The sequence below is a fragment of the Rhodococcus oryzae genome (assembly GCF_005049235.1).
In the GTDB taxonomy this organism is placed as follows: domain Bacteria; phylum Actinomycetota; class Actinomycetes; order Mycobacteriales; family Mycobacteriaceae; genus Rhodococcus_G; species Rhodococcus_G oryzae.
In genome coordinates, this window is sequence record NZ_SUMD01000005.1 from 411,890 (window position 1) to 438,537 (window position 26,648).

Here is a 26,648-nt window from a genome sequence, read left to right on the forward strand (position 1 = left end):
CGGGCGGTCACGAACCGGCGCGGTCGGCGTTCGCCACGATCGCGTCGTGCACGTACCACGCGAACCCCGGTGCGATCTCGTCCCACTGCGCGACGGTCGCCGGGTCGGACACGTAGTGCGCGGCCACCTTTCGGTGCTGCCGATGGCTGCAGGGGAAGAACCAGCGCGCCAGGTGCATCCGGTGATCCTCGGCGGCCCGCATCGCGGCCTCGCCGTCGGCCGGCTCGCCCGCGGCCAGCGCCGCCGCGAAGGCCGCGATGTCGGCGTCGGCCTCCGCCTTGATCGCCGACCAGTCCTCCTTCGTGTAGGCCGCCGCGTGGGCGTCGACCCCCCACTGCTCCTCGACCTCCGCGAGGGCATCGCCGAATCGGTCGGTGTCGAAGATCTCGAGCTGCTCGGCGGCCGTCAGCGCGATGCCCGAGCCACGCGCCCGCAGTTCGTGTTCGACGGCGTCGAGCAGGCCGTCGATGCGGGCCCGGCGCTCGCGCAGCAGCCGGTGCTGCCTGCGCAGGTGCGAGTCCGGGCGCACCGCGGGATCGGCCAGGATCTCCGCGATCTCCTCGAGGCCGAACTCGAGCTCCCGGTAGAACAGGATCTGCCGCAGCCGCGCGACATCGGCGCCTGAGTACCGCCGGTGGTTGGCGGTGCTGCGCGCGTGCGGCGTCAGCAGCCCGATGGCGTCGTAGTGGTGCAGGGTCCGCACCGAGACGCCGGACAGCCGCGCGAGCTCCCCGACCGTGTACCCGTCGTCCATCACCCGATCATCCGCTTACGTCACCCGGTCCGGCGGCGGCGCGCGGCGTGCGCGTGGGCCCGGTCGAACAGGTCCTCCACCAGCGGGAGGCTCGCCCGCGTGGGACACACGATCGACACCCAGGACTGTGCGGCGTACGTCGGGTGCGGCAGCAGCCGGTCGCCGACGGTGAAGTCGATCCCGTCCGCGTGCGCGGCGTGCACGGCCGGCGGGTAGCCGAGCAGCTCCTCGAACCCGGCCCGACCGACGCCGAAGTTGACGCGGAAGGCACCGTCACGATCCAGCGCCGAGTAGGTGTCCCAGCCGGGCACGTCCTGGGTGACGATCGTCGCGAAAGGGAACTTCCGGTCCGGGTCGAGGTGGGCGAACGAGTCACCCCAGGAGGCTTCGGGCGCCCCGCTCGGCTCGTCGGCGGTCACCACGACCACCCCCGGCAACCGCGTCGCCGCGTCGATCACGTCCTGCTCCGTCAACATCTCGACGTTCTCGTCTGCGCTCATGCCGCCACGCTAGGACCTCACGCCGCGTCAGGTGCAAGGCCGCCGAACAGGGACGAGGCCGGCCCGCGGATCGCTCCGCGGGTCGGCCTCGTCAATCCGTCGTCCGTTCGCCTAGTCGGCGACCGGCACCACCAGGTCGGGTTCCTCGATGACGACCATGGCGCCCGCCATGTCGCCGTCGTGTGTCAGCGACAGGTGGATGATGGCGCCGGGCAGGAACTCCGCGGCCTCGTCGTGCAGCTTGATGCTCGGCCGGCCCCACGCGTCGTTGACCACCTCGATCTGCGCGTAGGCGTTGTCACCCACTGACGGCGGACGGGCGAACCGGGACGACGCCCAGGCCTTGATCACCGCCTCCTTCGCCGCCCAGCGCACCGCGTAGTGGCGGGCCGGGTCGGGGCTCTTGGACTCCGCGTAGCGGCGCTCCCCCGGCCGGAAGCTGGACAGCATGGCAGTTCCCGGACGGTTCATCTGCTCCGCGAACTCGGTGACGGTGACCAGGTCGTATCCGATTCCCAGGATGGCCATCACTTGCACCCCGGCAATCCGGATCGGTAGACATCGTCGGCGCCGAGCCGGGCCTGCTCGTGCAGCAGCATGTCCGCCTCGAGCTGACGAGCCGCCTTCGCGGGCACCGCATCCCCGCCGAAGCGACGGTCCGCGGGCCGCTCGTACAGGTCCGCTCCCCCGCACATCGCCGACGCGAGTCGACGCTGCCCGGCGATCGTGCGCTCCTGAGCCTTCGCCAGGTAGTCCGCACGCGCGGCCGCCGGGATCGACTCGACGAACGCCTGCGGGTGCACCACCGCGATCAGGCCGGACACGTGACCGAAGCCGAGGCTGGTCAGCAGGCCCGCCCGGAGCGGGAGCCGCTCGCCGAAGCGAAGCGGTTCGCGCGGCCAGACCAGGTGCGAGAACTCGGCCATCTTGTCGTCCACGCAGTCCAGGCTGCGGTTCGGCGGAATGACGCCCTGGGCCAGCACCTGGCACAGGCCGATCAGCTGGAACGCCGCGGCGCCGCCCTTCGCGTGCCCGGTCAGGCTCTTCTGCGAGACCACGAACAGGGGGGCTCCCGCGCTGCGACCCAGCGCCGCCCCGAGCCGCTCGTGCAGCTCGGCCTCGTTCGGATCGTTTGCGGCCGTGGAGGTGTCGTGCTTGGACACCACGGAGATGTCGTCCGCGGTGACACCGAGCGCGTTGAGCGAGAGCGCCAGCTGCGAGTCCTGGCCGCCGCGTCCGGCACCGAGCGCGCCGATTCCGGGGGCCGGGATCGACGTGTGCACGCCGTCGGCGAACGAACCGGCCCACGCGACCACGCCGAGCACCGGCAAGCCCATCTCCAGCGCCAGGTCGCCCCGCGCCAGCAGGATGGTGCCGCCGCCCGCGGACTCGACGAAGCCGCCGCGACGACGGTCGTTGGCGCGGGAGAACCGACGCTCGTCGATCCCCTTCGCCAGCATGTCCTCGGACTTCGCCGTCGCGGACATGTCGCCGAAGCCGACGATGCCCTCGATGCCGAGGTCGTCGAATCCGCCCGCGACCACCAGCTGCGCCTTCCCGAGCCGGATCTTGTCGACGCCCTCCTCGACGGACACCGCCGCCGTTGCGCAGGCCGCGACCGGGTGCACCATCGCGCCGTAGCCGCCGACGTAGGACTGGACGACGTGCGCCGCGATGACGTTCGGCAGGGCCTCCTGCAGGATGTCGTTCGCGCGGGACTCGCCGAGCAAGGTGTCGATGTAGAGCGAGCGCATGGACGTCATGCCGCCCATGCCGGTGCCCTGCGTGTTCGCCACCGAGGAGGGGTGCACCCAGCGCAGCAGCTCCGACGGGGTGAAGCCCCCGGTGAGGAACGCGTCCACCGTGGTGACCAGGTTCCACAGGCCGACCCGGTCCACCGATCCGGCCATGTCCGCGGGGATGCCCCACTTGGTGACGTCGAATCCGGTCGGGATCTGCCCGCCCACCGTGCGGGTGAGCTTCGCCTTGCGCGGTACCCGGATCTCGGTGCCTGCCCGGCGGGTGACCTGCCAGTCGCCGCTGTCGGGCACGGCCGCCGCGACGGTGTGCTCGGGGTCGGACTCGACGAAGGCCTTGGCCTCCGCCTCGCTGCCGACCACGAAGGTCAGGTCGTTGTCCAGGAACACCGACGTCAGCAGCGGCGCGGTGTTGTCGACCATGGCGCCCTCGTCGACGTAGGTGCGGATGCCGCACCGCTCGACGACCGCGTCGTGGTAGCGCTCGGCGATCTCCGCCTCCGGCACGAGTTCACCGGTCTCGGTGTCGTACCAGCCCGCGACCGGGTCGTTCTCCCAGGTGACCAGACCGGTGTTCCATGCCAGCTCGAGAACGCCTGCCGCCGAGAGCTGCTCGTCGACCTCCATCTCGAAGCGGGTACGGGACGAGCCGTAGGGTCCGAGCTCACCGGCACCGACGATGACCACCAGGTCGGACGGGTCTACGTCCAACTCGGGCCACGACGGCGCGGCAGGGGCGTCCCCGATCCGCGGCGGCGCGGGCAGCGCGTCGACGGTGTCGGCCGTGTCCTCCTCGGGCTCCTCGGCCGCCGCCTTCTCGGCGTCGGCTGCCTCGCGGGCAAGGGCCACCAGGTCGAGGTCGACCTCCGCCAGGCCGCCGGTCAGGTCCAGCTGGACCGGCGCCGCGGCGGCCGCGGTGACGGTCTCCTGCGTGCAGGCGGCCAGCAGCTGCTCGGCCATCTCGTCGGTGGACCAGGTGCGCACACCCTTGGCCTCGACTGCCTCGACCATCGGGTCGTTGCCGCCCATCAGCCCGGTGCCGCGCACCCAGCCGATCAGCGCGTGCACGAGGGTGACGCGCTCGGCCCAGGTCCGCTCCGCGTTCCAGCGCATGACCACCGCATCGAGCGCGGCCTTCGACTCGCCGTAGGCGCCGTCACCACCGAACAGGCCCCGGTTCGGGGAGCCCGGCAGCACCACGTGCAGGTGGGTGTCGACGTCGCGGTCGTAGCCGATCTTCGACAGCCCGCCGATCAGCCGCTCGACCGACCACAGCAGGACCCGCATCTCCATCTCGGCGCGGGCGCCCGCGTCGGAGAGCTCGCCGCCGACCCGGGGCGCGGCGAACGGGAAGAGCATCGTCGGGGTGACGGCCTCCTTGACCAGCTTCTTGGCTCCGCCTGCGGTCTCCGTCTGCTCATCGCCGATCCAGGAGATCAGCGCGTCGACGTCCGCGTAGGACGCCATGTTGGCGGGCACCACCCAGAGGGCTGCACCGGCACGGGCGTTGGCGCGGTACAGCTTCCGGTAGAAACCGAGCCGCTCGGAGTCCAGGCGCGAGGTGGTCACGAAGACCGTCGCGCCGCCGCGCAGCAAGCCACCCGCGACCGAGGCCGCGATGGAACCCTTGCTGGCTCCCGTGACGACGGCCACCTGGTCGGCCCAGATGCCGGGCTGGTCGTCGGCGACGGCGGCCGCCGTCGCGATGTCGGCGTACGCCTGGACGAGTTCCTCACGGCCCTCGGCCTCGGCGCGCTGACGCCACCAGTCCGCATGTGCGGCCACGGCGCTGCCCGCGCCGGTGAAGTCCGCCTCGGTCACGGAGACCACGGTCGCGTGGTCGCCGATCCACAGCCGGGCCAGGTCCTCGCGGGCGGTCGCCCACCGGTCATCGATCAGGACGGCCTTGCGCGCGTCGAAGGCAGGCGCGACCAGTCGCGGCCAGTCCGAGCCCAGCTCGGCGGACACCAGGTCCACCAGCTCGGAGTCGGTGTCGGCGGGGCCGGAGGCGACCTCGTCGACCAGTCCGAGCTGCTCGAGCACCAGCCGGGCCGCGGAGGCGAGCACGCCGTTGCGGCCGGTGATGTGCTCGGTGAACTCGCCGAGCGCGGCGGCGTCCACGGTGCCGCCTGCCCCGCCACCGGTGGCGGGCAGCGACACGGCGACGCCCCGACGGGAGGCGACGGACTGGACGGCGGCGTCGATCACCGCGTCCACCGCGGCGCCGTCGGAGAGGGCGCCCTCGTGCAGGCCGCCGAGCGCCCCACCGCGAACGCTCGACCCGTCGCGGGTGCCGAGCGCCACCTCAGCGGTGACGTGGCTGGCCCAGCCGGATCCGAGCTCCCACACCTTCGCGACCCGCTCCGCGATGGCGGCGGGGCGACGGCCCGAGGGTCCGAACACCTTGCGCAGGTGGTCGTTCACCGAGTCGGTGAGCACCGGGCCGAACGGCTTGTAGGTGCGAGCCAGCTTGTTGACGGTGACCGCGAGCGAGCCCATGTCGGCATCCGCCGCGCCGTCGATGGCGCCGAGGGACAGCTCCGCGCCGAGGTCGACGAGCAGCTGGTTGCGGCGCGAGGACACGCCGTCGCAGAGCGCCTCGATGGTGTCGACGGGGCCGATCTGGTCGGGGCGCAGCTTGGTCCACAGCCCGATGAGCACGGCGGTGGCGTCCGAGGCCGAGAACGCGATGTCGTCGGGGCGCGGGCCGCCGGTGGCTGCCGCAGGGGCGGCGACGGGTGCGGGGACCGCTGCGGCGGCGGGTGCCTCCGCGGCCGCTTCCGCAACCGGCTCGTCGTCCTCGACGGGCGCCGGGTCGGTGTCGGTCGAGAAGACGATGCCCGCCTCGCGCTCGATGTTGAGCACCTCGACCGGGTTGCCGAAACGACCGGGCAGCTTGAGGGTCTGCGAGGCCAGGTTCGCCACGGTGGGCACCGCGCCGAGACCGATCTCGACGAAGCGCTCGACCCCGAGGCCGCCGTCGGCCTCGTCGCGGAAGAGCAGGTCCTGCGTCTCGATCCACCGGACCGGGCTGGCGAACTGCCAGGCCAGCAGCTCGGCGAGCACCACGCGGGTCAGCGCGGACGGGTCGGCGGCGTGTGCATCGAAGTCGGCGAGCACGACGGCCAGCTGCTCCGAGGGCACCAGGTCCGCGATCTCCTGCACGAACTCACGCTCGAGCGAGAAGGGCTTCGGCACCAGGTTCGGGATGTACCGCCCGATCAGGATCGCGGGATCGATCTCCTGCGGCAGCAGCGCGAGCAGCCGTTCGCGGAAGTCGTCCACGCCGCCGCGCAGCACCGTGGAGTGGAACGGCACGTCGATGCCGGGGATCTGGATGTAGGCCCGCTTGCCGCCGAAAGCCTCACGGAGGGTGTCGATCTCGACCTCGAGGGCGTCCAGACCGGCGACGGTGCCTGCTATCGCGTACTGCGAGCCGCGCAGGTTCAGGTTCACGATCTCGAGGAACTCGCCGGTCTCCGAGGCGACGCCAGCCACGAACTCCGCGAGGTCCTCGTCCGCGACGCCGATCTGCGACGGCCGGATCGCGGCCAGCCGGTAGTTCGAGCGCCCTGCCTCGTCGCGGGGCACGAGGGCGTGCATCGCGGACCCGCGCTGGAAGACGACCTCGAGCACCGCCTCGAGCGGCAGCACCCCGGCGACCGCCGCGAGCGCGTTGTACTCGCCGACGGAGTGGCCGGCCAGCAGCGAGTCCTCCACGAAGGCGCCGGCCTCGCGCAGCTCCGCCACCTGGGCGACGCCGAGCACGGCCATGGCGACCTGGGTGAACTGGGTCAGGTGCAGCACGCCGTCCGGGTGCTTGTGGGTGACCCCACGCGCCTTGAGAACGGTCGGGTTGTCGCGGACAACGGCCAGGATCGAGAAGCCGAGCGCCTCACGGGTGTGCTTGTCGGCGCGGTCCCAGATCTCCCGCGCGGCCTTGGACCGGGCACGGGCGTCGAGGCCCATGCCGGGGCGCTGGATGCCCTGGCCGGGGAAGGCGTACACGGTCTTCGGCGCGGCGGTGCGGCCGGAGGCGACCATCACCAGGTCGCCGTCCACCCGGCAACCGACCTCGATGACCTCGGCGCCGCCGTCATAGGCGATGCGGTCGACGCGGACGTCGATCTCGGCGCCGGGGCGGACCATGCCGAGGAAACGAGCGGTCCACGCGGTCAGCCGGCGCGGCGGCACGACCGCCGACGGGTCGATGGCGGTGACGACCTGCTGGGCCGCGGCGGAGAGCCACATGCCGTGCACGATCGGGCTACCGAGCCCGGCGAGCAGCGCGGCCGCGTCGGAGGTGTGGATCGGGTTGTGGTCTCCCGAGACGCCAGCGAAGGCGCCCATGTGCCGCGGCGCGACGATCGTGGCCTGGCGGCGACGGCGACGCGGGGTGTCGGTGGCCGCGTCGGTCAGCGCGCCGCCTGCCCGCGCCGGGTCGGCAAGCTCACCGGCACCGGTGCGGCCGCGGATCGCGAAGCGCTCCACCAACTTTGCGAAGGTCGGCGCGGCGGTGCCGTGCTCGCGCATGGCCCCCACCTCGACGTGCACCTCGACGACGCGACCCATGTCGGTGTCGACGACGGCGACGGACTCGGCCTTCACGGTGAGCACGCTGGTCTCGGTCGGGATCGCCCCGACGAGGTCAACGCCGTGGTCGAGGTGGACCAGGTCGAGCATGCCCTCGATGACGTGCGCGCCCTCGGCCGTGGTGGCGGCACCGAGCACCGCGAACACGGCGGGCCAGCAGGCACCGACGACGACGTCCGGCACCGCGCTGGTGCCGATGGCGAGCGACTCGGGCAACCCGGCGCCGGTGACGCCCGCGTGGTCGGCGACCCGGTCGGGCACCCAGGCGAGGTTGACGCGCGCCACACCGTTCTTGACGGCGGGCAGGTCCTGGCCTGCCGCGACCCCGAGCAGCGCCGACATGGCGGCCTCGGCGTCCGCCGCGGTCACCACCGGGGCGCCGCCGTCGCGGGTCGAGGCGGGCACGGTGATCCGGATCCGCACGGCGCGGCCGGCGAGCAGCGGAACGGTCAGCTCGGCGTGCTCCGCGTCCACGGCGTGCAGGGTGGCGCCGGTCCGGGCGTGCGTGGCGCTGTCGCCGTCGACCGTCCAGTCGGCGAGGTCGCCGAGCCGGTGCACGGGGTTGCGGGTCAGGCGCGAGGCCCACAGCACGTCGGGCGCGGACAGCACGACACCGAGCAGACCGCGGGCCGTGGCCGCGTGCCTGCGGCTCGCGACGGCGGTCGGCGCGGCACCCTCGGCCAGCAGCTCATCGGTGGTGGCCCGCTCGAAGCGGTCGAGCAGGTCACCGACCGGCTCGTCCACCTCGGTGATGCCCGCGACGGCGACGGTGCCCGGGATGATGCACACCTGGTCGGCGGTGTAGCGCGGGTCGTGCGCCTGCCACAGGGAATCCGATCGCCACCAGCGGCGGACGTCCTTGTCGATGACCGGCACGAAGTTGACCGGCTTGCCCGGGGTCTTGCACAGGGCGGTGAAGAACGGCACGTCGGCCGGGTGCAGCACGACGGAGCCCGCGTCCGGGTAGGCGGCCTTGAGGGCGCACAGCGCGGCCTCGGGGCGCTCGAGGACCAGCTCGTCGTTGAACAGGGTCCGGATCGGGCCGCGGTCGTTGCGGTGCAGCCGGGCCTCGGCGCGGCGCAGCATCTCGGCGAAGCGGTCGCGCCAGGTGCCGTCGAGCCAGACCGACTCGGTCGCGTCTGCGTACGCCTCGGCCCAGTCGGTGCCGCAATCGAATGTCTTGGCCGAGTCGATCCCGACGGCCAGCTCCAGGTAGCGACGCAGCCAGCGCTCGTAGGTCATTGTGGCGACGTCGCCGAAGTACGGCTTGGCCGTGATGTCGAGTGCGGCGATGATCTCGTCGCGGCGCTGCGCGACCGCGTCGGCGTCACCGGCGACCTCGTCGAGCAGGCGGCCGGTGCGCGAGGCGGCGTTGTCGATCTCGTGGATGTCGGCGCCGAGCTGGCTGCGGCCGGAGGCCATGCCGCCGGTCGCGGTGCCCGCCCCGACCCAGTCGGGGGTGCCGGGGGTGTCCACCAGCAGCTGCTTCACACCGGGGGCGGTGGTGGCCTCGAGCGTCGCCATGGCCGCGGTGCCCACGAGGATGCCGTCCACCGGCATCGCCGGGTAGCCGGCCTCGGTGGACCAGCGTCCGGTCAGGTAGTCGGCGGCCCGCTCCGGGGTGCCGATGCCGCCGCCGACGCAGATCACCAGGTTCGGCCGGGCACGCAGCTCGGCGTAGGTGCTGACGAGCAGGTCGTCGAGGTCCTCCCAGGAGTGGTGCCCGCCTGCCTTGCCGCCCTCGATGTGCACGATCACCGGGAAGTCGGGGACCTCGTTGGCGATCCGGATGACCGAGCGGATCTGGGCGACCGTGCCGGGCTTGAATGCGACGTGGCCGATGCCGACCTCGGACAGTTCCTCGATCAGCGCGACGGCCTCCTCCAGCTCGGGGATGCCTGCAGTGACGATGACGCCGTCGATCGGGGCGCCCGCGGAGCGCGCCCGCTGCACCAGCCGCTTGCCGCCGAGCTGGAGCTTCCACAGGTACGGGTCAAGGAACAGCGAGTTGAACTGGACCGCGCGGCCGGGCTCGAGCAGGGTCTGCAGCTCGGCGACCCGGTCGGTGAAGATCTTCTCGGTGACCTGGCCACCGCCGGCCAGCTCGGCCCAGTGGCCCGCGTTGGCCGCCGCGGCGACGATCTTCGCGTCGACGGTGGTCGGGGTCATGCCTGCGAGCAGGATCGGTGAGCGCCCGGTCAGCCGGGTGAACGCGGTCTCGACGCCGACCTTGCCGTCGGGCAGCGACACCAGGGTCGGCTTGAACTCGCTCCAGGCCTTCTCCACCTCGGGCGCCGCGCCCGGGGTGATGAGGTGGCGCTGGCCCACGCGCGTGGACGCCGCGACGATGCCGACGCCGTGCCCGCGCAGTGAACCGGCGGTCATGCGGGTGAGCAGGTCGCCGGGACCGAGGTCCAGGACCCAGGCCGCGCCCGCGTCGACCACGGAGTCCACGGCTGCGACCCAGTCGACCGGGTCGACGAGGCAGAGGCCGGCCAGCTTGCTGGCGAGCTCGGGGTCGAGTCCGCAACGGACGGCCCAGGCACCGACCGTGTCGACCGCATCCGCGAGCGCCGGGTGGTGGAAGCCGATCTCCACCGCGAGCGGCTCGAAGACCGGAGAGAACACGGCGCCGCCACGCTTCTTGGCGTCGCGCTCGCGCGCCTCGTCCTCGGCGATCTGCTCGGCACGCTGCTGGACGCGGGCCAGCTGCGCCGGGGTCCCGGAGACCACGACGCGGCGACGGCCGTTGCGGATGGCCATCACGGCGGCGCGCTCGGCGTCGACGCCCGCGGCGACCTCGTCCACGATGGCCTGGATGCGATCCGGGTCCACATCGGAGATGGCGAGCATGGGGGCGCGCTCGGCGCCGCCGATGACGCCCCGACGGCGGCCGACCAGGACCGCGGCCGCGCCGATCAGCTGCGCGATGGCCAGGAGGGAGCCATCGGTGGCGCCGCCGTCGGCGACGGCCTGCACGCCGAGCATGCCCTGCGAGTGGCCGATCACGGCGACCGGCGGGTTCTGGACGGGGTCGAGGCCCTGCAGGCGCAGCGACCGCAGGGCGGCGAGCTGCGCGAGGAAGACGCCGGGCAGCGAGACCGAGGCGGAGGTGAGCGCCGCGGCAGAGGGACCAGCCGGGGCGACGTCCTCGTCCACGACGTCCCGCTCGAGGATCCAGCCGATGGGGTCGAAGCCCGCGGGGCGGACCACGAGCAAGTCCTGCGCGACGGGCGCGAGAAGTGCGGCCGCCTCGTTGACGAGGTCGGTCATGTCGGGCTCGAGGCCGTTGTCGCGGATCAGCTCCTCGAGAGGGGCCAGCCACCCCGCGCCCTGGCCGCCGAATGCAAGCGCGTACGGCTCACCGGCCACGAGCCGATCGCGCAGCGCGGACTTCGGAGACCCGGCGCGCGCAGAGATCCGCGACCCTCCGGTGCCGCTTCCCTTACCCACCGGCGTGCTCTCGTCGATCGTCACGATTGACTGTCCTCTCCTGGTCGATGCCCACCGAGATCTCGGGCCACACGCGGCCATCGGCAGGCCACGGACGGATCTTCGGGGACGCGATCAGGCTCGCACAGAATGGTGAGGATTTCCTCACGTTTGCGACCTGGACAAGCGTTCTACCAGGTAGTAGGCGTGATGCAGCTCACAAATCGGCTTCACAAGTGACTCGCGGGTAAGGAGAGAACGCGCTGGCCGGGCCGAGAACGACCCGACACGAAACCTGAGGAACCCCTCATATTGATCGTTACCAACTCGTTATAAAAGGCTCCGCCGCGCGAGGCCTGCGGATCGTCGATTCCGACCACGAGCGCGGCGAACGGCTGACCCGCCATGTCGACCGCACCGCCGGCTGTCCTCTGCGCACATCGGCGAACTCGCGGCGACCCCGCGCGCGCCAGGTGCCGAGTTTGCGCCATCCAGGCACCCCCAGCCCCGGCGCACGTATCCCACGCGGCGCCGAGAGGGTCAGGCAGAGAGCGCTGTCGGTGACCGTGAGTGTTCCCATGCCGTCAGCTCTACCAATTCGGGCGCGGCCCCGACCGCGCAACACGGCCGGGACCACGCCCCGTTGACCGGAACCTCAGACAGGGACCGCGGTCGCGCGCTCGCCCGACTCCAGTTCCCCCGGCGCCTCGACGAAGTCGCGGGACCGGATGAGCAGCAGCGTCGCGACCGCCGCCAGCGCCGCGGTCGCCGAACCGATCAGCAGGATGCTGTCGAGCGCCTCCGCGTATCCGGTGCCGGCGGCCTGCGCCGCGAGCCCTCGGAGTTCGGGCGGCATCGAACCGATCGCCGACGCCGTGCTGCCGCTGCTGACCGCGTCCGCGAACTCCCCCGCTCGGCCCGCGAGCGGACCCTCGGACAGCGCGGTACGCACAGAGTCGTCCATCCGCGAGGCCAGCAGGCTGCCGAGGGCTGCGACGCCGGTTGCGATGCCGACCTGTCGGAATGTCGAGTTGATGCCCGAGGCCATGCCCGCACGGTCCTGCTCGACGACGCCGACCGCGGTCGAGGCGAGCGGCGGGTTGATGAGCCCGGCCCCCGCGCCGGCGACGAGGAAGCCCGGGACGAACTGGGTCCAACTGCCCGCCGGGTCGACGTCGCGCATCAGCCACAGTCCGGCCGCGACCAACACGAACCCGGGACCGATCAGCCAGCGCACCGGGACCACATCACTGAGCCGGCCTGCCACTCCCGCGGTCACGAAGATCGCCAGGGTCAGCGGCAGGAACCGCAGCCCGGTCTCGACCGCCGAGTAGCCCTGGATGCCCTGCAGGAAGATCACCAGGTAGGTCAGCAGCGAGAACAGCGAGGCGGAGATGGCCCACGCGGCGATCAACCCGCCGCCGAAGGTCGGCACCTTCAGCAGGCTGAGGTCCAACATCGGTGCGGCCGTGGTCTTTTCGATAATGACGAAGGCCACGAGGAGGACCACGGAGGCCACCAGCGAACCCGCCACCGTGACCGACCCCCAGCCGTCGACGTGGCTACGGATCAGCCCGAACACCAGCGCGCCCAGCGCGGCACTGAAGGTCACGCAGCCAGCCCAGTCCACCCGGTGCGCGGTCGGCGCCCGCGACTCGTCGACCCGCAGCAGCGTCACCGCCAGCGCCGCGATCCCGATCGGGAGGTTGACGAAGAAGATCCACCGCCAGGACAACCCGCTCGTGAGCGCCCCGCCTAGCACCGGACCCACCGCCACCGCCACACCGGTGACGGCGCCGAACACGCCGAAGGCGACGCCCCGCTCACGCGGCGCGAACGCGCCCGCCAGCAACGCCAGGGACGTCGCGAACATGATCGCGCCGCCCACGCCCTGAACCGCCCGCGAGGCGGACAGCAGCACCAGCGAGTTGGCCACCCCGCACAGCAGCGAACCGACGGTGAACACGACGAGGCCGACCGCGAAGACCAGCCGCCTGCCGTACTTGTCCGCGATCGTCCCCGCGGTGAGCAGGAAGGCCGCGAGGGTGAGCGCGTAGGCGTCGATCACCCATTGCAGATCGGTGAGCGAGGCGCCGAACTCGCGCTGGATGTCGGGCAGCGCGACGTTCACGATCGTCACGTCGAGCAAGAGCATGAACACCCCTGTGCATACGGCAATCAGGGTCCACCATTTCCGAGCCATGACCCACCCCTTTCCTGAGTGTGCACTCAAAAATAGCATCATTTCTGAGCGTTTACTCAATAATCTTTTCGTGCCCGGTAGGCTCGGCTCACCATGACCACCGCACCCGCCCCGCGCCGCGGCCGGCCACCCTCAGGCGGCCGCGAGGAGATCCTGTCCGCGACCCTCGCTGTGCTGCGCGAACGCGGCGTCGCGAAGCTGACCACCCGCGAGGTCGCGAGGCGGGCCGGGGTGTCCGAGGGCAGCATCTACTACCACTTCACCGACCGCTTCGGCCTGCTGCTGGCGGTGTTCGAGCGGGGGCTGCGCCCGCTGGCCGACCTCAACCAGCGGGGATACGGCGGGACCGACCTGCGCGGCACCCTTGCCGGGTTCATGGCTGCGGTCGAGGCCTTCCTGGACCCGGCCGTGGATGTGCTCACCGCGGCGCAGTCGGACGCCGACCTGCGTGATGCGCTCGGCGCACACATGCGGGAGAATGACCTCGGCCCGCATCGCGGGATCACGATGTTGGGCGCCTACCTCGAGCAGCAGCAGCGCCTCGGCGTCGTGCGCGCCGACGTCGAGCCGGACACGGTCGCCTACACGCTGGTCAGTGGCTGCTACATGCGCGCCTCACAGGAGCGGATGGTCGGTCACACCCTCGGCGTCGCCTCACGCGAGCAGCAACTGGACCTGCTCATGACGCTGCTCGTGCCCACCGAGGACGCCGTGAAGTAGTCTGTTTCGGCACGCGCGAGTGGCGGAATTGGCAGACGCGCCAGGTTTAGGTCCTGGTGTCTCAGGACGTGGGGGTTCAAGTCCCCCCTCGCGCACCACGAGCAGTTCCACGAACTGCACACACGAGGCCACGAACTCGAAAGAGGTCGTGGCCTCGCTTCTTCTTGGCGACAAGCCGCGGGGCGTTCGCCCCCGAGATTCGGGGAGTTGAGGTTCACGCCTCCGCTCGAACTGCGCGAATTGCACCTATTGACCGAAGGTGAACCGCAAGTTGGCGTTGATGAGTTCGTTCAGCCGCTTGCGCATTCGAATGATCGTCGCGACGTCGGGGACCGGATTCTCGAGGATCAGCGTCCAGGTCAACGTTGCACTGCCACGCGGCGGTCCGTCGATGTCGAATCGAATGTTGGCGTCTGGGCGCAGTAGCCAGAGCGAGGTCCACACGACGAGGTTCGGCTCGACGGATTCGGCGATCGAGGGGCGTTGTTCGTCGTCGTGGAGAAGTAGCCATGGACGGGTCGGGTCGCGATCGGGATTGGTCAGGGCTTCGTAGAGGACATGGGGCGGTGGCGGTTGGGTGCGGCGCTTGCGAGCTACTTCAGGCACCTGAGCCATTCTTCCTTTGTGACGTGTGGGCGCCTAGCCAACTCCATGGAGAGTCACGAACTCGAACAGTTCGTGACCACGCGTCGTTTCCAGACGAATCACCGGAGCTGCTGCCGCCGCACCATCTCGGTGATCCAGATGGGCGCGAACGGCGACGTGCAGTTCGGCGGCGTCGGGTAGTCCATGAGCACCTCCAGGCGCTCACCGATATCGATTGCCCGAGTACGGAACTCGGCGTGCTCGATCCCGATCTGAGCAAGGCAGTGGTTCATCGCCCACTGCAGCCGAGCCGGGGCGTCGCTCATCTCCGCCTCGATGATGTCCAGTAGTCCCGGCAGGTCGAGACCCTCAGGCTTCTTCGCAACCCGTTCGGTGGTCAACGCCCAGCCGGCACTCGCAACAACGGGATCCGGATCGGCGAACCAGGCCACACGCAACTCTTCGCAGTGCGGGTTCTTCTTCACCACATAGTTCACGAGCCAGTCGTGCACCTTGGGGGTGCGCGCCTCACACAACATGCCGTCCAACTCGTCACGTTCGAACGCCTTCGGGCGGCAGATCAGGATCGCCAGCAGTCTCGCCGCGGTGTCCCCCGTCGCCCAGAACTGGCGCGAGAGTTCCTGTTGCGTCTTCAGCCGCTTCGCGATCGCGCGCAGTTTGCCGAGGTTCACACCGTGATCGTCACCGTGCTTCTCGTTCACCGCGCGCGCCTTCGGGTCCTCGAGCGCGGCGAGCTCGGACATCACCTCGGCCAGGGTCACGCCGACTTCTCCGTGATGATCTGGATGAGGTTCCCGCAGGTGTCGTCGAAGACGGCCACGACCGCGGACCCGATATCGGTCGGCGGCTGTGTGAACACCACGCCCCTTCCGGTCAGCCGGGCATGCTCGGCCTCGACGTCGTCGACGGCGAACTGTGCGAGCGGAATACCGTCCTCGGCGAGTGCATCCCGGTACGGCTTCACCGCCGGGTGGCGCGCCGGCTCCAGCAGGAGTTGCGGGCCGTCGGGCGATTCGGGCGACACGACCGTGAGCCACGAATCGTCGCCGAGCGGAATGTCGTGGTGCTTCGTGAAGCCGAGCACCTCGGTATAGAAGGCGAGGGCCGCTCGCTGGTCGTCGACGAACAAACTCGTCAGATTGATTCTCATTGATCGTCGCTCTCTCGGACAGGCCATCGTCTGCTGATCTCGGCGAGTGGCTCGGAATTGAAGTAATGAAATTTGGATCGTCCACGCCGCTCCGTCACGACCAGCCCCGCCGACTCGAGCACGCCGAGGTGCTGAGAGATCGCCTGACGCGTGAGGCCGAGACCGTGCCGCACCGTGAGCAGGGAACAGATCTCGAACAGCGTCTGGCCGTCGCTCGCCGCCAGTTCGTCGAGGATGACGCGCCTCGTCTCGTCGTCGAGAGCGCGATAGACGTTGACCACGACCCCACCATAGGCAAGTCAACGCTTGCATATCAAGCCCTCGTGGACCCTTTGCCCGGTAGGTAACATTTCTATAACGTCACCTACCGCACACTCGGCCCATTAGCCATACTCCGTTGCGGTGTCGAGCGCGGCACCGCCGAATCGAAGCGGGAGATGCCGAATGACAGCCGTTGGTGCCGAGGGGCTCGAAGCCAGTCAATCGGATCTGGGTGGGTCACCGCGGGCGTTTCCCGCCAGGCTGGCGATGGCGAACCTGGGACTCTTCCTCTCCGTGCTCACGCCGGTGGTTGTCACGCTGCAACTGCGCGTCGAGCACCTCGATCCGGCACAGAAGGAGAACACCCTCGGCCTGGTACTCGGGGTCGGCGCCTTTCTCGCACTGATCGGGAACCCGCTCGCCGGCCGCCTCTCCGATCGGACGTCCTCGCGTTTCGGACGGCGCAGGCCGTGGCTGATCGGCGGTGCCGTGGTGGGCACGGCGGGCCTGACGATCGTGGCGTTCGCGCCGTCGATCCCGGTGCTGCTCGTCGGATGGTGCCTGGCGCAGCTGGCCTTCAACGGGGTGATGGCCGCGTTGACGGCGACCATCCCCGATCACGTTCCCCCCGCCCAACGAGGATTGGCCTCGGGCGCAATGGGATTCAGTCAGATGCTGGCGCTCATCGTCGGCGTCGCGCTGGTCACCGTGGTGCCGGGAACCGCGAAGATTCTGGTGCCCGCCGTGGTCGGCCTGATCCTGATCACCGCCTTCGCGGTCACCCTCCCCGACCCGCAGGCGCCCGCCCCCCGGGATCGGTTCTCGCTGCGGATGTTCGCGGGCAGCTTCTGGGTCAATCCGCGGCTCCACCCGGACTTCGGATACGCCTGGCTCACCAGGTTCCTGGTCATGCTCGGCGTCTCGATGCCGATGACGTTCCTGTTGTTCTTCCTGCAGGATCGGCTCGACCTCTCCACCGACGAGGCAGCCACCGCACTCGCGACCCTGGTCGGCGTCAGCTACACCTGCACGGCGATCGCCGCTGCCGTCGGCGGCTACATCTCAGACCGGGCGGCACGCCGCAAGGCCTTCGTGATCGGGTCGGCACTCATGCTGTCGGCCGGACTCGCGGTCCTGGCCATCGCGGACAGCTTCGCGATGGTGATGGTCGCCGAGCTCCTCCTCGGGATCGGCACCGGTTTGTTCTTCGCGGTGGACATGGCGCTGGTCACCGAGGTGCTTCCCGATCCGAAGACCGCGGCGAAGGACCTCGGCGTCATCAACATCGCGAACACGCTGCCGCAGTCGCTGGCGCCTGCCATCGCGCCGCTGATCCTGGCCGTGGGGCCCGACAAGAACTATCCGCTGCTCTTCACCTTCGCCGCGATCAGCGCGCTGATCGGGGCCCTGCTGGTCACCCGGATCAAGGGAGTGTCCTGACCACGGTCCCGCTCGCGGGGCCGGGAGGAGGGTGATCCACGCCTCCCCGGCTCAGTACCGGCGGCTCCGACGGCTCGGGTACCGTCGTTGTGTGGCCAGTTCACCCTCCCGTCGCAGACCAGCGCTGATTCTCTTCGTCGTCATCGCTGCGGCCGGGTGTCTCGCGCTCGGCTGGTGGCAGTGGACTCGCTTCGAGGCCGTCGGCGGCACCGGGCAGAACCTGGGCTACGCCTTCCAGTGGCCGCTGTTCGCGGCGTTCGTGGTGTACGCCTATCGGCGGTTCGTGCAGCTCGAGGACCGCGACCCGTCCGAGGACGCGGCCTCCGCCTCGGAGGTCCGCGAGATCCCCGCCGACGTGCTGCCCACGCGCACCCGGTCGGGCGACCAGAAGCTGGATGCGGACAACCCGGACGACGAAGCCCACCAGGCGTACAACAACTACCTCGCGCAGCTCAGAGCCGGCGAGGCCGATAGGAGCAGCACGTGAGCACGGCCCCCGACGAGACCGTCACCGCGACCGAAGTTCGCGACACCAAGAAGATCGCCTCGGCGCTGCTGCGCTACCGCGTCCTCGCCTACGCCACCGGCATCTGGCTGCTCGTGCTCACCGCGGAAATGGTCGCGAAGTACGTGTTCAAGGTGGACAACCTGCCGAGCTGGATCGCGATCGTGCACGGCTGGGTCTACTTCGTCTACCTGATCCTGACGATGGACCTCGCGGTGAAGGTGCGCTGGCCCGTCGGCCGGACCATCGGCACCCTGCTCGCGGGCACCGTCCCGTTCCTGTCGTTCTTCGTCGAGCACTGGCGCACCCAGCAGGTCAAGCGCGACTTCGGCGTCTGATCGCCCGGCGGCGATGCCCTAGGACCCGCCGCCGCCCAGGATCACGGGCTGACCCGTCAGGTACGCGATCAGGTACGTGATCCAGCCCTGCGGCGTCACGGGAATCATCATCGGCGACATCTGCACGTCCTCACAGCGATGGTCGGGGCGCAGGCCGCCCCGCTGGCCCGTCGAGTGTGCACCTTCCGACGCATCGCCCGAAAGGGGACGCGCGGAACTGCACACTCGACGGACGGGCGGAACCTAGCTGCCGGCCAGCGCGGCGATCGCGGGCACCAGCTGCGCCAGCGCCCGGCCGCGGTGCGAGGCCGCGTCCTTCTCCTCGGGGGTCAGCTGCGCCGCCGAGCGCGACTCCCCCTCCGGCACGAACACCGGGTCGTAACCGAATCCACCGTCGCCGCGGGGCTCCCTGGCGATGGTGCCTGGCCACGTTCCGCGCACCACCGACTCGTCGCCGCCGGGCACCACGAGGGCACAGGCGGAGACGAAGGCCGCTCCCCTGCGCTCGTCCGGCATGTCGGACAGCTGCGCGAGCACCAGTGCGGTGTTCGCCGCGTCGTCACCGTGTCCGCCCGACCACCGCGCCGACAGCACCCCCGGCATCGCGTTCAGCGCGTCCACCTCGAGCCCCGAATCGTCCGCGACGCACGGCAGCCCGGTGGCCGCGGCGCCGTCGCGGGCCTTGGCCAGCGCGTTGCCCTCGAAGCTCGCCGCGGTCTCCGGCGCCTCCGGGAACGGCGGCACCTCGTCGAGGCCGACGAGGTCGATGCCGCTGACCCCGGCCGCCTCGAGCACGCGCCGAAGCTCCTTGAGCTTCTTCGCGTTTCGGCTCGCGACGAGTAGTCGGACGGCCTCAGGCACCGAACTTCTTCTTCGCCGCCTCGGACTCCTTCGGCTCGGGCAGCTCGCCCGGGTACGGCAGCGCGAGCGCCTGCTTCTGCACCTCGAACAGCTGCTCGCAGCCGGCCAGTGCCGAGTCGAGCAGCTTGTCCAGCGTGGTGCGCGGGAAGGTCGCGCCCTCTCCGGTGCCCTGCACCTCGACGAGAGTGCCGGTGTCCGTCGCGACGACGTTCATGTCGACCTCGGCGCGCGAATCCTCCTCGTAGGGCAGGTCAAGCCGAACCCGGCCGTCGACGACGCCGACGCTGACCGCGGCGATCGCGCAGGAGAGCGGCTGCGGGTCGGCCAGCCGGCCGGCCGCACGCAGGTAGGTGACGGCGTCCGCCAGCGCGACGTAGGCGCCGGTGATCGCGGCGGTCCTGGTGCCGCCGTCTGCCTGCAGCACGTCGCAGTCGATGGCGATGGTGTTCTCGCCGATCGCGGCGAGGTCGATGCAGGCGCGCAGCGAGCGGCCGACCAGCCTGCTGATCTCCTGGGTGCGTCCGCCGACCTTGCCCTTGACCGACTCGCGGCCGCTGCGGGTGTGGGTCGCGGCGGGCAGCATCGCGTACTCGGCGGTCAGCCAGCCGAGGCCGGAGCCCTTGCGCCAGCGCGGCACGCCCTCCTCGACGCTCGCGGTGCACATCACGCGGGTGCCACCGAATTCGACGAGAACCGATCCGGCCGGATGGCTCGTGAAGCCCCGGGTGATCCGTACCTCGCGGAGTTCGTCGTCCGCCCTGCCATCCAGTCGTCTGCTCACGGGCGCAAGCCTAGACGTCCCGCGACTCAGATCTCGAAGACGTCCCCGGGCGAGACGGCGTGAACGGGTCCGGGGAACTCGGCCTTGGCCTCGGCGATGACGTCCTCGCGGGAGGTCCACGGCGGGATGTGCGTGAGCAGCAGCTCGCCGACCCCCGCCCTGGCCGCGACCTGTCCGGCCTCGGTACCGGAGAGGTGGATGCCCTTCGGGCGGTCGGGGTGATGCGTCCAGGAGGCCTCGGCCAGCAGTACATTCGCGTCGCGGGACAGCTCGACCACCTCGTCGCACATCCCGGTGTCGCCGGTGTAGACGAGGGTCCGGCCCGCGGGGTCGCTGATCCGCAACCCGTACGCCTCCGGCGGATGGAACACCCGGCGCGAGGTGACGGTCAGCGCGCCGTGGCTCATGGATCCGCCGTCGGTGAAGGCGCGCAGATCGATCGTGTCGGAGATGTCGTCGTACTCGCCGCCGCACTCCGAGGACGCGGCGCCGATCCGACAGGCGGTGTCCGTCGGTCCGCAGACGACGGCCCGGCCGGCAGGCGGATTGGGGTGGTACCGACGCCACACCAGCAGCCCCGGCAGGTCGAGGCAGTGATCCGCGTGCAGGTGGGTCAGGAAGATCGACACCTGACCGGGGTCGGCGTAGCGCTGCAACGCTCCGAGCACGCCGGGGCCGAAGTCGAGGACCGCGGGAGGGGTGTCCGGAGCGGTCAAGAGGTAGCCCGAGGCGGGCGAGTCGGGACCCCCGACGCTGCCCGAACAACCCAGGACGGTGATGCGCATGTTTCCCATGCTGCCACGACCACCTGATCCGGAAAAAGCTTCGGGTGGAATCGAGACCAAATGCGGCCCCGTGATCCGCTGCGCCGGGCGTCACACCTGCGCGTTCGCTACCGGTTCAACGCCTTCGCCTCGCGCGCCTTGCGGACATCGGAGGCCAGCACCCAGGCGGCGACGACGCCGCCGATCGCGCCGAACAGGTGCCCTTCCCAGGAGATCCCGGGCTGGCCGGGCAGCACGCCCCACAACGCCCCGCCGTAGATCACCAGAACGACCAGCCCGAGGGCCATCTGCCCGAAATGCCGGGCGAAGATGCCGCGGGTGATCAGGTAGGTCAGCCAGCCGAACACGAGCACCGAGGCGCCGAGATGGTTGTTCACCGAGCCGAACAGCCACACCCCGACACCGCCGATCACCCAGATGATGCCGGTGGCCGCGAGCCCGCGTCCGATGCCCGACAGCATGACCAGGAATCCGAGCACGAGCAGCGGGATGGTGTTCGCGACCAGGTGCGCCCACCCGCCGTGCAGCACCGGCGCGAAGACGATCCCCCACAGACCGTCGACGGTCCGCGGCTGGATGCCGCCGTTGTCGAGGCTGCCCTTGACGAGCATGTCGATGAACTCGAGGACGTACAGCCCGATCACGAAGCCGCCGATGACCGCGGCCGCCTGCTGCCACGCCGGGCGCTCGGCCGCCTGCTTGGTCGCGGGCGGGTTCGACGGCACCGACAGAGCGGGGTTGGTGTACTTGAACGGGTCACCCGGGGTGCTCATCCGAACCTCTTTCCCTCACGCCCACAGCTGCCCTTCCAGGGCCGCCTCCGCCTCCTCGAGGGTACCGGCGTACGCACCGGTGGACAGATACTTCCAGCCGCCGTCGGCCACGATGAAGGCGATGTCGGCGCGGGCCCCCGCCTTGACCGCCTTGGCCGCGACCCCGAGTGCCGCGTGCAGGACGGCCCCGGTGGAGACGCCCGCGAAGATGCCCTCCCGCTCGATCAGTTCCCTCGTCCGCCGCACCGCGTCGAACGGGCCGACAGAGAACCTCGAGGTGAGCACCGACTCGTCGTACAGCTCGGGGATGAAGCCCTCGTCGATGTTGCGCAGGCCGTAGACCAGTTCGCCGTAGCGCGGCTCGGCGGCCACGATCTCGATCCCCGGCACGTGTTCGCGCAGAAAGCGTCCCGTACCCATCAGGGTGCCGGTGGTGCCGAGGCCGGCCACGAAATGAGTGATCTCCGGCAGGTCGCGCAGCAACTCCGGTCCGGTGCCCTCGTAGTGCGCGGCCGGATTCGCCGGGTTTCCGTATTGGTAGAGCATCACCCACTCGGGGTGCTCCGCGGCGATCGCCTTCGCGCGCGCCACAGCCTCGTTGGAGCCGCCGCGCGCGGGCGAGTCGATGATCTCGGCGCCGAACATGGTCAGCAGCTGCCTGCGCTCGATCGAGGTGTTCTCCGGCATCACACAGATCAGCCGGTAGCCCTTGAGCTTGGCGGCCATCGCCAGCGAGATCCCGGTGTTGCCGCTGGTCGGCTCCAGGATGGTGGCGCCGGGCGTGAGCAGTCCGTCCCGCTCGGCCTGCTCGATCATCCGCAGCGCGGGCCGATCCTTCACCGAGCCGGTGGGATTGCGATCCTCCAGCTTGGCCCACAGCCGCACCGGCGCCTCGCCGGTCCAGCGCGGGGACAAGTGCGGCAGCCCGACCAGCGGTGTGTCGCCCAGGGTCTCGATCAGCGAGTCGTACCGGGCCACCTCGGATCAGCCTCCGGCGACGGCGGGCAGGATGGTGACCGAGTCCCCGTCGGCCACCTCGGTGTCGAGTCCGCCGGAGAAGCGCACGTCCTCGTCGTTGACATACACGTTGACGAACCGGTGCAGCTTACCGTCGTTGATCAGCCGGTCCTTGAGCCCGGCATGGTTGGCCTCGAGGTCGTCGATGACCGCGGCCAGGGTGGAACCCGTTGCCTGCACCCGCTTCTCACCGTCGGTGTGGTTGCGGAGGATGGTGGGGATGGAAACGATGACGGCCATCGGGGCTCCTAGTTGGGGTTCTGTGCGTACGGGTAGCTCGGCACCACGTCGACCGGTTCCTCGGTGACCACGCCGTCGACGATCCGGTAGCTGCGCAGCTCGTGCGCCTCCGGATCGCGGGTGGAGATCAGCACATAGTGCGCGTCGGGTTCGGAGGCGAAGGAGACGTCGGTACGACTGGGATAGGCCTCGGTGGCGGTGTGCGAGTGATAGATGACCACCGGAGCCTCGTCGGCCGCCTCCATCGCACGCCAGAGCCGCAACTGCTCGCCGGAGTCGAAGCGGTAGAAGGTCGGCGAGCGCTCGGCGTTGATCATCGGGACGTGCCGAAGCGGCCGATCGCTGCCCTCGGGGCCGGCGATGATGCCGCAGGCCTCATCCGGGTGATCGGCACGAGCGTGCGCGACCATCGCCGCGACGAGGTCGGATCTGATCACCAACACCTGCGCCTCCGATGTGTACGCCCAGATTAGACGTCGAATGCTGACGGGAACAGCTCCCGGTAGCTCGGTATTCCCGCGACCGGCGTTGCCGCGAGGACCGCACCGACGATCGCCCGCGACACCGCATCGGCCGCGGCGGCGCACACCGCGTCGAGCAGCGCCAGCTCCGCGGGGAAGGCGGCGGGCATCGAGACCGGGGCGGGCGCGGTGGCCTTGATGCCGGTCGCCAGGGCGAACAGCGTGTCCCCGTCGAGCGGCGAATGCGCGGGCCGGATCGCCCGTGCCAGGCCGTCGTGGCCCGCGACGGCGACGCGCCTGCATCCCGCCTTGCTCAGCGCGGCATCGGTCGCCACCACCCCGATGGTGGTGTTCAGCACCGTGCCCTTCTGCCCGAGTTCGATCGCCGTGGCCAACTCGGCGGCATCCGGGACCCGCAGGCCCCAGCTCGCGGCCTCGGCCACCCCGACCCCCCACGGCAGGCCGGTGCCCGGATCAAACACGGAGCCAACGGGATTGGCGACGATCAGTGCCGCGACCGTGACGCCCTCGGCCGCCCCGGCACCGAGCACGAGGCTGGCGGTGCCGACGCCGCCCTTGAGCACACCGGCGCGCGCACCGACCCCGGCACCAACCGATCCGACCGCGAACTGCTCGGCCGCCGCTTCCGTCGCGAGGAAGCCGTGATCCGCGGTCGGCCGCACCGACCAATCCCCCACCGGCAGATCGAAGATCACCGCTCCCGGCACGATCGGGACGACATGACCGTCGGCGTCCATCGGGATCCCGCGGCCGTGCTCCTCGAGCCAGCGCATCACCCCGTCCGCGGCGGCCAGCCCGTAGGCGCTGCCCCCGGTCAGCAGCACCGCGTCCACCTGCTGGACGGTGTGGCTCGGATCGAGCAGGTCGGTCTCGCGGGTGCCGGGTCCGCCGCCGCGCACATCGACGGACGCGGTGGCTCCCCCTGGTGCCAGCACCACGGTGCAGCCCGTCGCCCGGCCGGAGCCGAGTCCGGCGTCCCGATCCAGCTCATGGTGGTGCCCGACCAGCAGGCCCTCGACGTCGGCCAGCGAGTTCCGCGGCCCCGTGCGCACCCCCGCGCCCGTCACGGGACCAGGACCTGTACCAGGGAGTCCTGCATCCAGGTGAGCCAGTGGTAGACGTCCAGGTGCGGAGCTCGCGGGTCGTCGGGCTCGAGTTCGTCCGGGGTGTCGGCATCGATGCCGATCGTGGTCCCCAGCGCCAGGCGCACGTCGTTGAGTCCGGCAAGCCACGCGTCGGCCTGTTCTGGGGTCAGCGAGACCTTGCCGCCCTCGGGCGGCACCGTCTGCAGGATCACCGAACCCGCCGCAAGCTTGGCGTCGATGATCTCCGGCTCGTGCAGACTGCGCAGTGCCGCATTCATATTCGCGCCCTGCGCCTCGGTGCCCTCGCGGTCGGCCTCCGCCCGGTAGAAGTTGGGCAGCAGGCGGGCCAGCGTGGCATCCGTTGGGGCGACACTGTTCCCGGTGCGCAGACCGGTCAGTTCGGCGAGGTCGTCCTGCGGCACCGCGGCCGCCCGGTCCTCGAGCAGCGACAGGACGGACGAGACCAGCGACCGGAGGACCGAGGCCTCTCGTGCGTCCATCTCGGAGCGAATCTTCACGCCGCCCAGCGAATTCTTTCGGCTCCATGTGCGCACGTTGCGTACCTGCGGGTCCTTTCAGGATCGGTGGTCCGGGATTGCCGCTAGCTGTCGCGCTGCATCGTCGCCCACAACCCGGCCTGGTGGAGGCGGTTCACATCGTGCTCCATCTTGTCGCGGGATCCGGACGACACGACCGCCTTGCCCTCCTTGTGGACCTGCATCATCAGGTCGGTGGCCCTCGCCTTGCTGTAGCCGAACAGCTTCTGGAAAATGAAGGTCACGTAGTGCATGAGGTTCACCGGGTCGTCCCAGACGACGGTCACCCAGGGCTTGTCCTCCGCTTCCAGGATCTCCTCGACCTCGGATTCGGCTGGCGTGACCTGCGGCGACGCTGCGGGCATCCTCGCCATCGGGATAGTTGTAGGGCACTGGGCCATGACTCCAGAGTACGACGTGCTCAGGAAAGAGAAAACCTCCGAACGCAGGACGGGCACGCACGCGCATCACGGGTCGGCTACTCGTATGGTGGGCGCGTGACGAACAACGCCTCGGACTGGTCCCAGCCGAAGACGAGCACCGCGCTGCTCACCGACCAGTACGAGCTGACGATGCTCTCGGCCGCGCTCGGTGACGGTTCGGCCCACCGCCGCTGCAGCTTCGAGGTCTTCGCGCGCAGGCTGCCTGCCGGGCGCCGGTACGGCGTCGTCGCCGGCGTCGGCCGGTTGCTCGACGCGCTGCCCCGCTTCCGGTTCGGCGAGCCGGAGCTGGCCGTCGTGTCCGAGTTCCTCGACGAGCGGACGGTGGACTGGCTGCGGGACTACCGCTTCTCCGGCGACATCGACGGCTACCGGGAGGGCGAGTTGTACTTCCCGGGCTCGCCGATCCTGTCGGTGCGCGGCACCTTCGCCGAATGCGTGCTCCTCGAAACGTTGACGCTTTCGATCCTCAACCACGACAGCGCGATCGCCTCCGCCGCCGCACGCATGGTCAGCGCCGCCGCCGGCCGGAGGATGATCGAGATGGGCTCGCGGCGCGCCCACGAGGAATCGGCCGTGGCCTGTTCCCGCGCGGCATACCTGGCCGGGTTCACCGCCACCTCGAATCTGGAGGCCGTCCGCCGCTACGGCGTGCCGGGCGCAGGGACCAGCGCGCACGCGTTCACGCTGCTACACAACACCGTCGCGGGCCCGGACGAGGCGGCCGCCTTCCGGGGCCAGATCGCGGCGCTCGGGCTGGGCACCACGCTGCTGGTGGACACCTACGACATCACCGAGGGCGTCAAGACCGCCATCGCCGTCGCGGGCCCGGAGCTCGGCGGCGTCCGGATCGACTCCGGCGATCTCGGTGTGTGGGCCCGCCAGGTGCGCGCGCAACTCGACGACCTGGGCGCGACGAAGACGAAGATCGTGGTGTCCGGCGATCTGGACGAATACGCGATCGCGGCGCTGCGGGCCGAACCGGTGGACACTTATGGGGTGGGCACCGCGCTGGTCACCGGCTCGGGCGCACCCACGGCGGGCATGGTCTACAAGCTGGTGGAGGTGGAGGGCATTCCGGTGGCCAAGCGCAGCAGCCACAAGGAGTCGCGCGGCGGGACCAAGCGCGTGCTCCGCTTCGCCCGGCCCACCGGCACCGCGGTCGAGGAGGTCGCGTTCCCTGCCGACGCGCCCGCGCCCGAGAGCGGCGGGCTGATCGCGCACGACCTGCTGGTCCCGATGGTGCGAGGCGGCGAGGTCGTGGCCGGTCTGCCCACCCTGGACGAGGGCCGCGACCTGCTCGCCCAGCGGCTCGTCAGCCTGCCGTGGGAGGGACTCAAGCTCTCCCACGGCGATCCCGCGATCCCCACCCGGTTCGTGGGCTAGGCG

At 70.6% G+C, this 26,648-nt stretch carries 24 protein-coding genes and 1 tRNA gene; 6 read left to right on the top strand and 19 right to left on the bottom strand.

Annotated elements, in window-relative coordinates; genetic code table 11:
* Positions 1-7 precede the first annotated feature (7 nt).
* The 5 genes from FCG67_RS13440 to FCG67_RS13460 form a co-directional block, all read right to left on the bottom strand.
* On the bottom strand, positions 8-754 hold the full coding sequence (locus FCG67_RS13440) for a MerR family transcriptional regulator (protein WP_136910239.1): 747 nt from the start codon (positions 752-754) through the stop codon (positions 8-10).
* A gap of 20 nt (positions 755-774) precedes the next feature.
* On the bottom strand, positions 775-1,254 hold the full coding sequence (locus tag FCG67_RS13445; protein ID WP_211243190.1) for a DUF6194 family protein: 480 nt from the start codon (positions 1,252-1,254) through the stop codon (positions 775-777).
* A 111-nt stretch (positions 1,255-1,365) separates the two neighbouring features.
* Positions 1,366-1,782, bottom strand: coding sequence for a holo-ACP synthase AcpS (gene acpS, locus FCG67_RS13450; RefSeq protein ID WP_077042191.1), 417 nt, complete (start codon positions 1,780-1,782; stop codon positions 1,366-1,368).
* A complete protein-coding gene (locus tag FCG67_RS13455; RefSeq protein ID WP_136910240.1) occupies positions 1,782-11,081 on the bottom strand; it encodes a type I polyketide synthase in 9,300 nt (3,099 codons plus the stop codon). The genes acpS and FCG67_RS13455 overlap by 1 nt, the downstream gene beginning before the upstream one ends.
* A gap of 610 nt (positions 11,082-11,691) precedes the next feature.
* Complete coding sequence (locus tag FCG67_RS13460; RefSeq protein WP_246045044.1) at positions 11,692-13,191, bottom strand: MFS transporter; 1,500 nt, start codon at positions 13,189-13,191, stop codon at positions 11,692-11,694.
* Between the two features lie 141 nt (positions 13,192-13,332).
* Between FCG67_RS13460 and FCG67_RS13465 the strand changes: the two genes are divergently transcribed.
* Together FCG67_RS13465 and FCG67_RS13470 are read left to right on the top strand one after the other, a co-directional pair.
* Positions 13,333-13,959, top strand: a complete 627-nt coding sequence (locus FCG67_RS13465) for a TetR/AcrR family transcriptional regulator (RefSeq protein WP_136910242.1) — start codon at positions 13,333-13,335, stop codon at positions 13,957-13,959.
* A gap of 13 nt (positions 13,960-13,972) precedes the next feature.
* Positions 13,973-14,057 (top strand) — tRNA-Leu (locus tag FCG67_RS13470).
* A 148-nt stretch (positions 14,058-14,205) separates the two neighbouring features.
* On the opposite strand, the gene FCG67_RS13475 is transcribed toward FCG67_RS13470, so the two are convergent.
* From FCG67_RS13475 to FCG67_RS13490, 4 genes are all read right to left on the bottom strand, one after another.
* Positions 14,206-14,574: a hypothetical protein gene (locus FCG67_RS13475; RefSeq protein WP_246045045.1), complete on the bottom strand. Its 369-nt coding sequence runs from the start codon at positions 14,572-14,574 to the stop codon at positions 14,206-14,208.
* Positions 14,575-14,663: 89 nt separating this feature from the next.
* Positions 14,664-15,308 carry a DNA alkylation repair protein gene (locus FCG67_RS13480; protein WP_136910321.1) on the bottom strand — a complete coding sequence of 215 codons (645 nt, stop codon included), beginning with the start codon at positions 15,306-15,308 and terminating at the stop codon, positions 14,664-14,666.
* A 14-nt stretch (positions 15,309-15,322) separates the two neighbouring features.
* On the bottom strand, positions 15,323-15,715 hold the full coding sequence (locus FCG67_RS13485; RefSeq protein WP_136910243.1) for a VOC family protein: 393 nt from the start codon (positions 15,713-15,715) through the stop codon (positions 15,323-15,325).
* Entirely contained in the window at positions 15,712-15,996 is a 285-nt protein-coding gene (locus FCG67_RS13490; RefSeq protein WP_136910244.1) for an ArsR/SmtB family transcription factor, read from the bottom strand. Before FCG67_RS13490 ends, FCG67_RS13485 begins: the two co-directional genes overlap by 4 nt.
* 163 nt (positions 15,997-16,159) lie before the next feature.
* Between FCG67_RS13490 and FCG67_RS13495 the strand changes: the two genes are divergently transcribed.
* The 3 genes from FCG67_RS13495 to FCG67_RS13505 all read left to right on the top strand — a co-directional run bounded on the left by FCG67_RS13495 (position 16,160) and on the right by FCG67_RS13505 (position 18,259).
* Positions 16,160-17,416, top strand: a complete 1,257-nt coding sequence (locus FCG67_RS13495) for an MFS transporter (protein WP_136910245.1) — start codon at positions 16,160-16,162, stop codon at positions 17,414-17,416.
* A 91-nt stretch (positions 17,417-17,507) separates the two neighbouring features.
* The gene (locus FCG67_RS13500) at positions 17,508-17,903 is read left to right on the top strand and encodes a transcriptional regulator (RefSeq protein ID WP_077043785.1); all 396 of its coding nucleotides are present in this window, start codon (positions 17,508-17,510) and stop codon (positions 17,901-17,903) included.
* Positions 17,900-18,259, top strand: a complete 360-nt coding sequence (locus tag FCG67_RS13505) for a DUF3817 domain-containing protein (RefSeq protein WP_027499786.1) — start codon at positions 17,900-17,902, stop codon at positions 18,257-18,259. The genes FCG67_RS13500 and FCG67_RS13505 overlap by 4 nt, the downstream gene beginning before the upstream one ends.
* Before the next feature lie 243 nt (positions 18,260-18,502).
* Here the strand turns inward: FCG67_RS13505 and rdgB are convergent, their stop codons facing one another.
* The 10 genes from rdgB to clpS form a co-directional block, all read right to left on the bottom strand.
* Positions 18,503-19,120, bottom strand: coding sequence for an RdgB/HAM1 family non-canonical purine NTP pyrophosphatase (gene rdgB / locus FCG67_RS13510; RefSeq protein WP_136910246.1), 618 nt, complete (start codon positions 19,118-19,120; stop codon positions 18,503-18,505).
* Positions 19,113-19,901 carry a ribonuclease PH gene (gene rph / locus FCG67_RS13515; protein WP_136910247.1) on the bottom strand — a complete coding sequence of 263 codons (789 nt, stop codon included), beginning with the start codon at positions 19,899-19,901 and terminating at the stop codon, positions 19,113-19,115. Before rph ends, rdgB begins: the two co-directional genes overlap by 8 nt.
* Before the next feature lie 26 nt (positions 19,902-19,927).
* Positions 19,928-20,686, bottom strand: coding sequence for a cyclic nucleotide-degrading phosphodiesterase (locus FCG67_RS13520; RefSeq protein WP_136910248.1), 759 nt, complete (start codon positions 20,684-20,686; stop codon positions 19,928-19,930).
* Positions 20,687-20,793: 107 nt separating this feature from the next.
* The gene (locus FCG67_RS13525) at positions 20,794-21,459 is read right to left on the bottom strand and encodes a rhomboid family intramembrane serine protease (RefSeq protein WP_136910249.1); all 666 of its coding nucleotides are present in this window, start codon (positions 21,457-21,459) and stop codon (positions 20,794-20,796) included.
* Positions 21,460-21,474: 15 nt separating this feature from the next.
* Positions 21,475-22,437 carry a cysteine synthase gene (locus FCG67_RS13530; protein WP_136910250.1) on the bottom strand — a complete coding sequence of 321 codons (963 nt, stop codon included), beginning with the start codon at positions 22,435-22,437 and terminating at the stop codon, positions 21,475-21,477.
* A gap of 6 nt (positions 22,438-22,443) precedes the next feature.
* Positions 22,444-22,716: a MoaD/ThiS family protein gene (locus FCG67_RS13535; protein ID WP_072753433.1), complete on the bottom strand. Its 273-nt coding sequence runs from the start codon at positions 22,714-22,716 to the stop codon at positions 22,444-22,446.
* An 8-nt stretch (positions 22,717-22,724) separates the two neighbouring features.
* A complete protein-coding gene (locus FCG67_RS13540; protein WP_281282334.1) occupies positions 22,725-23,159 on the bottom strand; it encodes a M67 family metallopeptidase in 435 nt (144 codons plus the stop codon).
* Positions 23,160-23,185: 26 nt separating this feature from the next.
* Positions 23,186-24,265 (bottom strand): P1 family peptidase, encoded by a 1,080-nt coding sequence (locus tag FCG67_RS13545; protein WP_246045046.1) that lies wholly within the window; start codon positions 24,263-24,265, stop codon positions 23,186-23,188.
* Positions 24,262-24,837 (bottom strand): oxidative stress transcriptional regulator AosR, encoded by a 576-nt coding sequence (gene aosR / locus FCG67_RS13550; RefSeq protein WP_136910251.1) that lies wholly within the window; start codon positions 24,835-24,837, stop codon positions 24,262-24,264. Before aosR ends, FCG67_RS13545 begins: the two co-directional genes overlap by 4 nt.
* A 47-nt stretch (positions 24,838-24,884) precedes the next feature.
* Positions 24,885-25,220, bottom strand: coding sequence for an ATP-dependent Clp protease adapter ClpS (gene clpS, locus FCG67_RS13555; protein ID WP_077043788.1), 336 nt, complete (start codon positions 25,218-25,220; stop codon positions 24,885-24,887).
* A gap of 96 nt (positions 25,221-25,316) precedes the next feature.
* On the opposite strand from clpS, the gene FCG67_RS13560 reads away from it, so the two are divergent.
* Entirely contained in the window at positions 25,317-26,645 is a 1,329-nt protein-coding gene (locus FCG67_RS13560) for a nicotinate phosphoribosyltransferase (RefSeq protein ID WP_136910252.1), read from the top strand.
* Positions 26,646-26,648 lie beyond the last annotated feature (3 nt).

Coding starts and splice junctions, on each gene's coding strand:
- FCG67_RS13525 (WP_136910249.1), bottom strand. CDS start 21,459: ATGAGCACCCCGGGTGACCCGTTCAAGTACACCAACCCCGCTCTGTCG.
- FCG67_RS13480 (WP_136910321.1), bottom strand. CDS start 15,308: ATGTCCGAGCTCGCCGCGCTCGAGGACCCGAAGGCGCGCGCGGTGAAC.
- FCG67_RS13495 (WP_136910245.1), top strand. CDS start 16,160: ATGACAGCCGTTGGTGCCGAGGGGCTCGAAGCCAGTCAATCGGATCTG.
- FCG67_RS13535 (WP_072753433.1), bottom strand. CDS start 22,716: ATGGCCGTCATCGTTTCCATCCCCACCATCCTCCGCAACCACACCGAC.
- FCG67_RS13445 (WP_211243190.1), bottom strand. CDS start 1,254: ATGAGCGCAGACGAGAACGTCGAGATGTTGACGGAGCAGGACGTGATC.
- FCG67_RS13460 (WP_246045044.1), bottom strand. CDS start 13,191: ATGCTCTTGCTCGACGTGACGATCGTGAACGTCGCGCTGCCCGACATC.
- FCG67_RS13465 (WP_136910242.1), top strand. CDS start 13,333: ATGACCACCGCACCCGCCCCGCGCCGCGGCCGGCCACCCTCAGGCGGC.
- acpS (WP_077042191.1), bottom strand. CDS start 1,782: ATGGCCATCCTGGGAATCGGATACGACCTGGTCACCGTCACCGAGTTC.
- FCG67_RS13475 (WP_246045045.1), bottom strand. CDS start 14,574: ATGGCTCAGGTGCCTGAAGTAGCTCGCAAGCGCCGCACCCAACCGCCA.
- FCG67_RS13440 (WP_136910239.1), bottom strand. CDS start 754: ATGGACGACGGGTACACGGTCGGGGAGCTCGCGCGGCTGTCCGGCGTC.
- FCG67_RS13485 (WP_136910243.1), bottom strand. CDS start 15,715: ATGAGAATCAATCTGACGAGTTTGTTCGTCGACGACCAGCGAGCGGCC.
- clpS (WP_077043788.1), bottom strand. CDS start 25,220: ATGGCCCAGTGCCCTACAACTATCCCGATGGCGAGGATGCCCGCAGCG.
- FCG67_RS13520 (WP_136910248.1), bottom strand. CDS start 20,686: ATGCGCATCACCGTCCTGGGTTGTTCGGGCAGCGTCGGGGGTCCCGAC.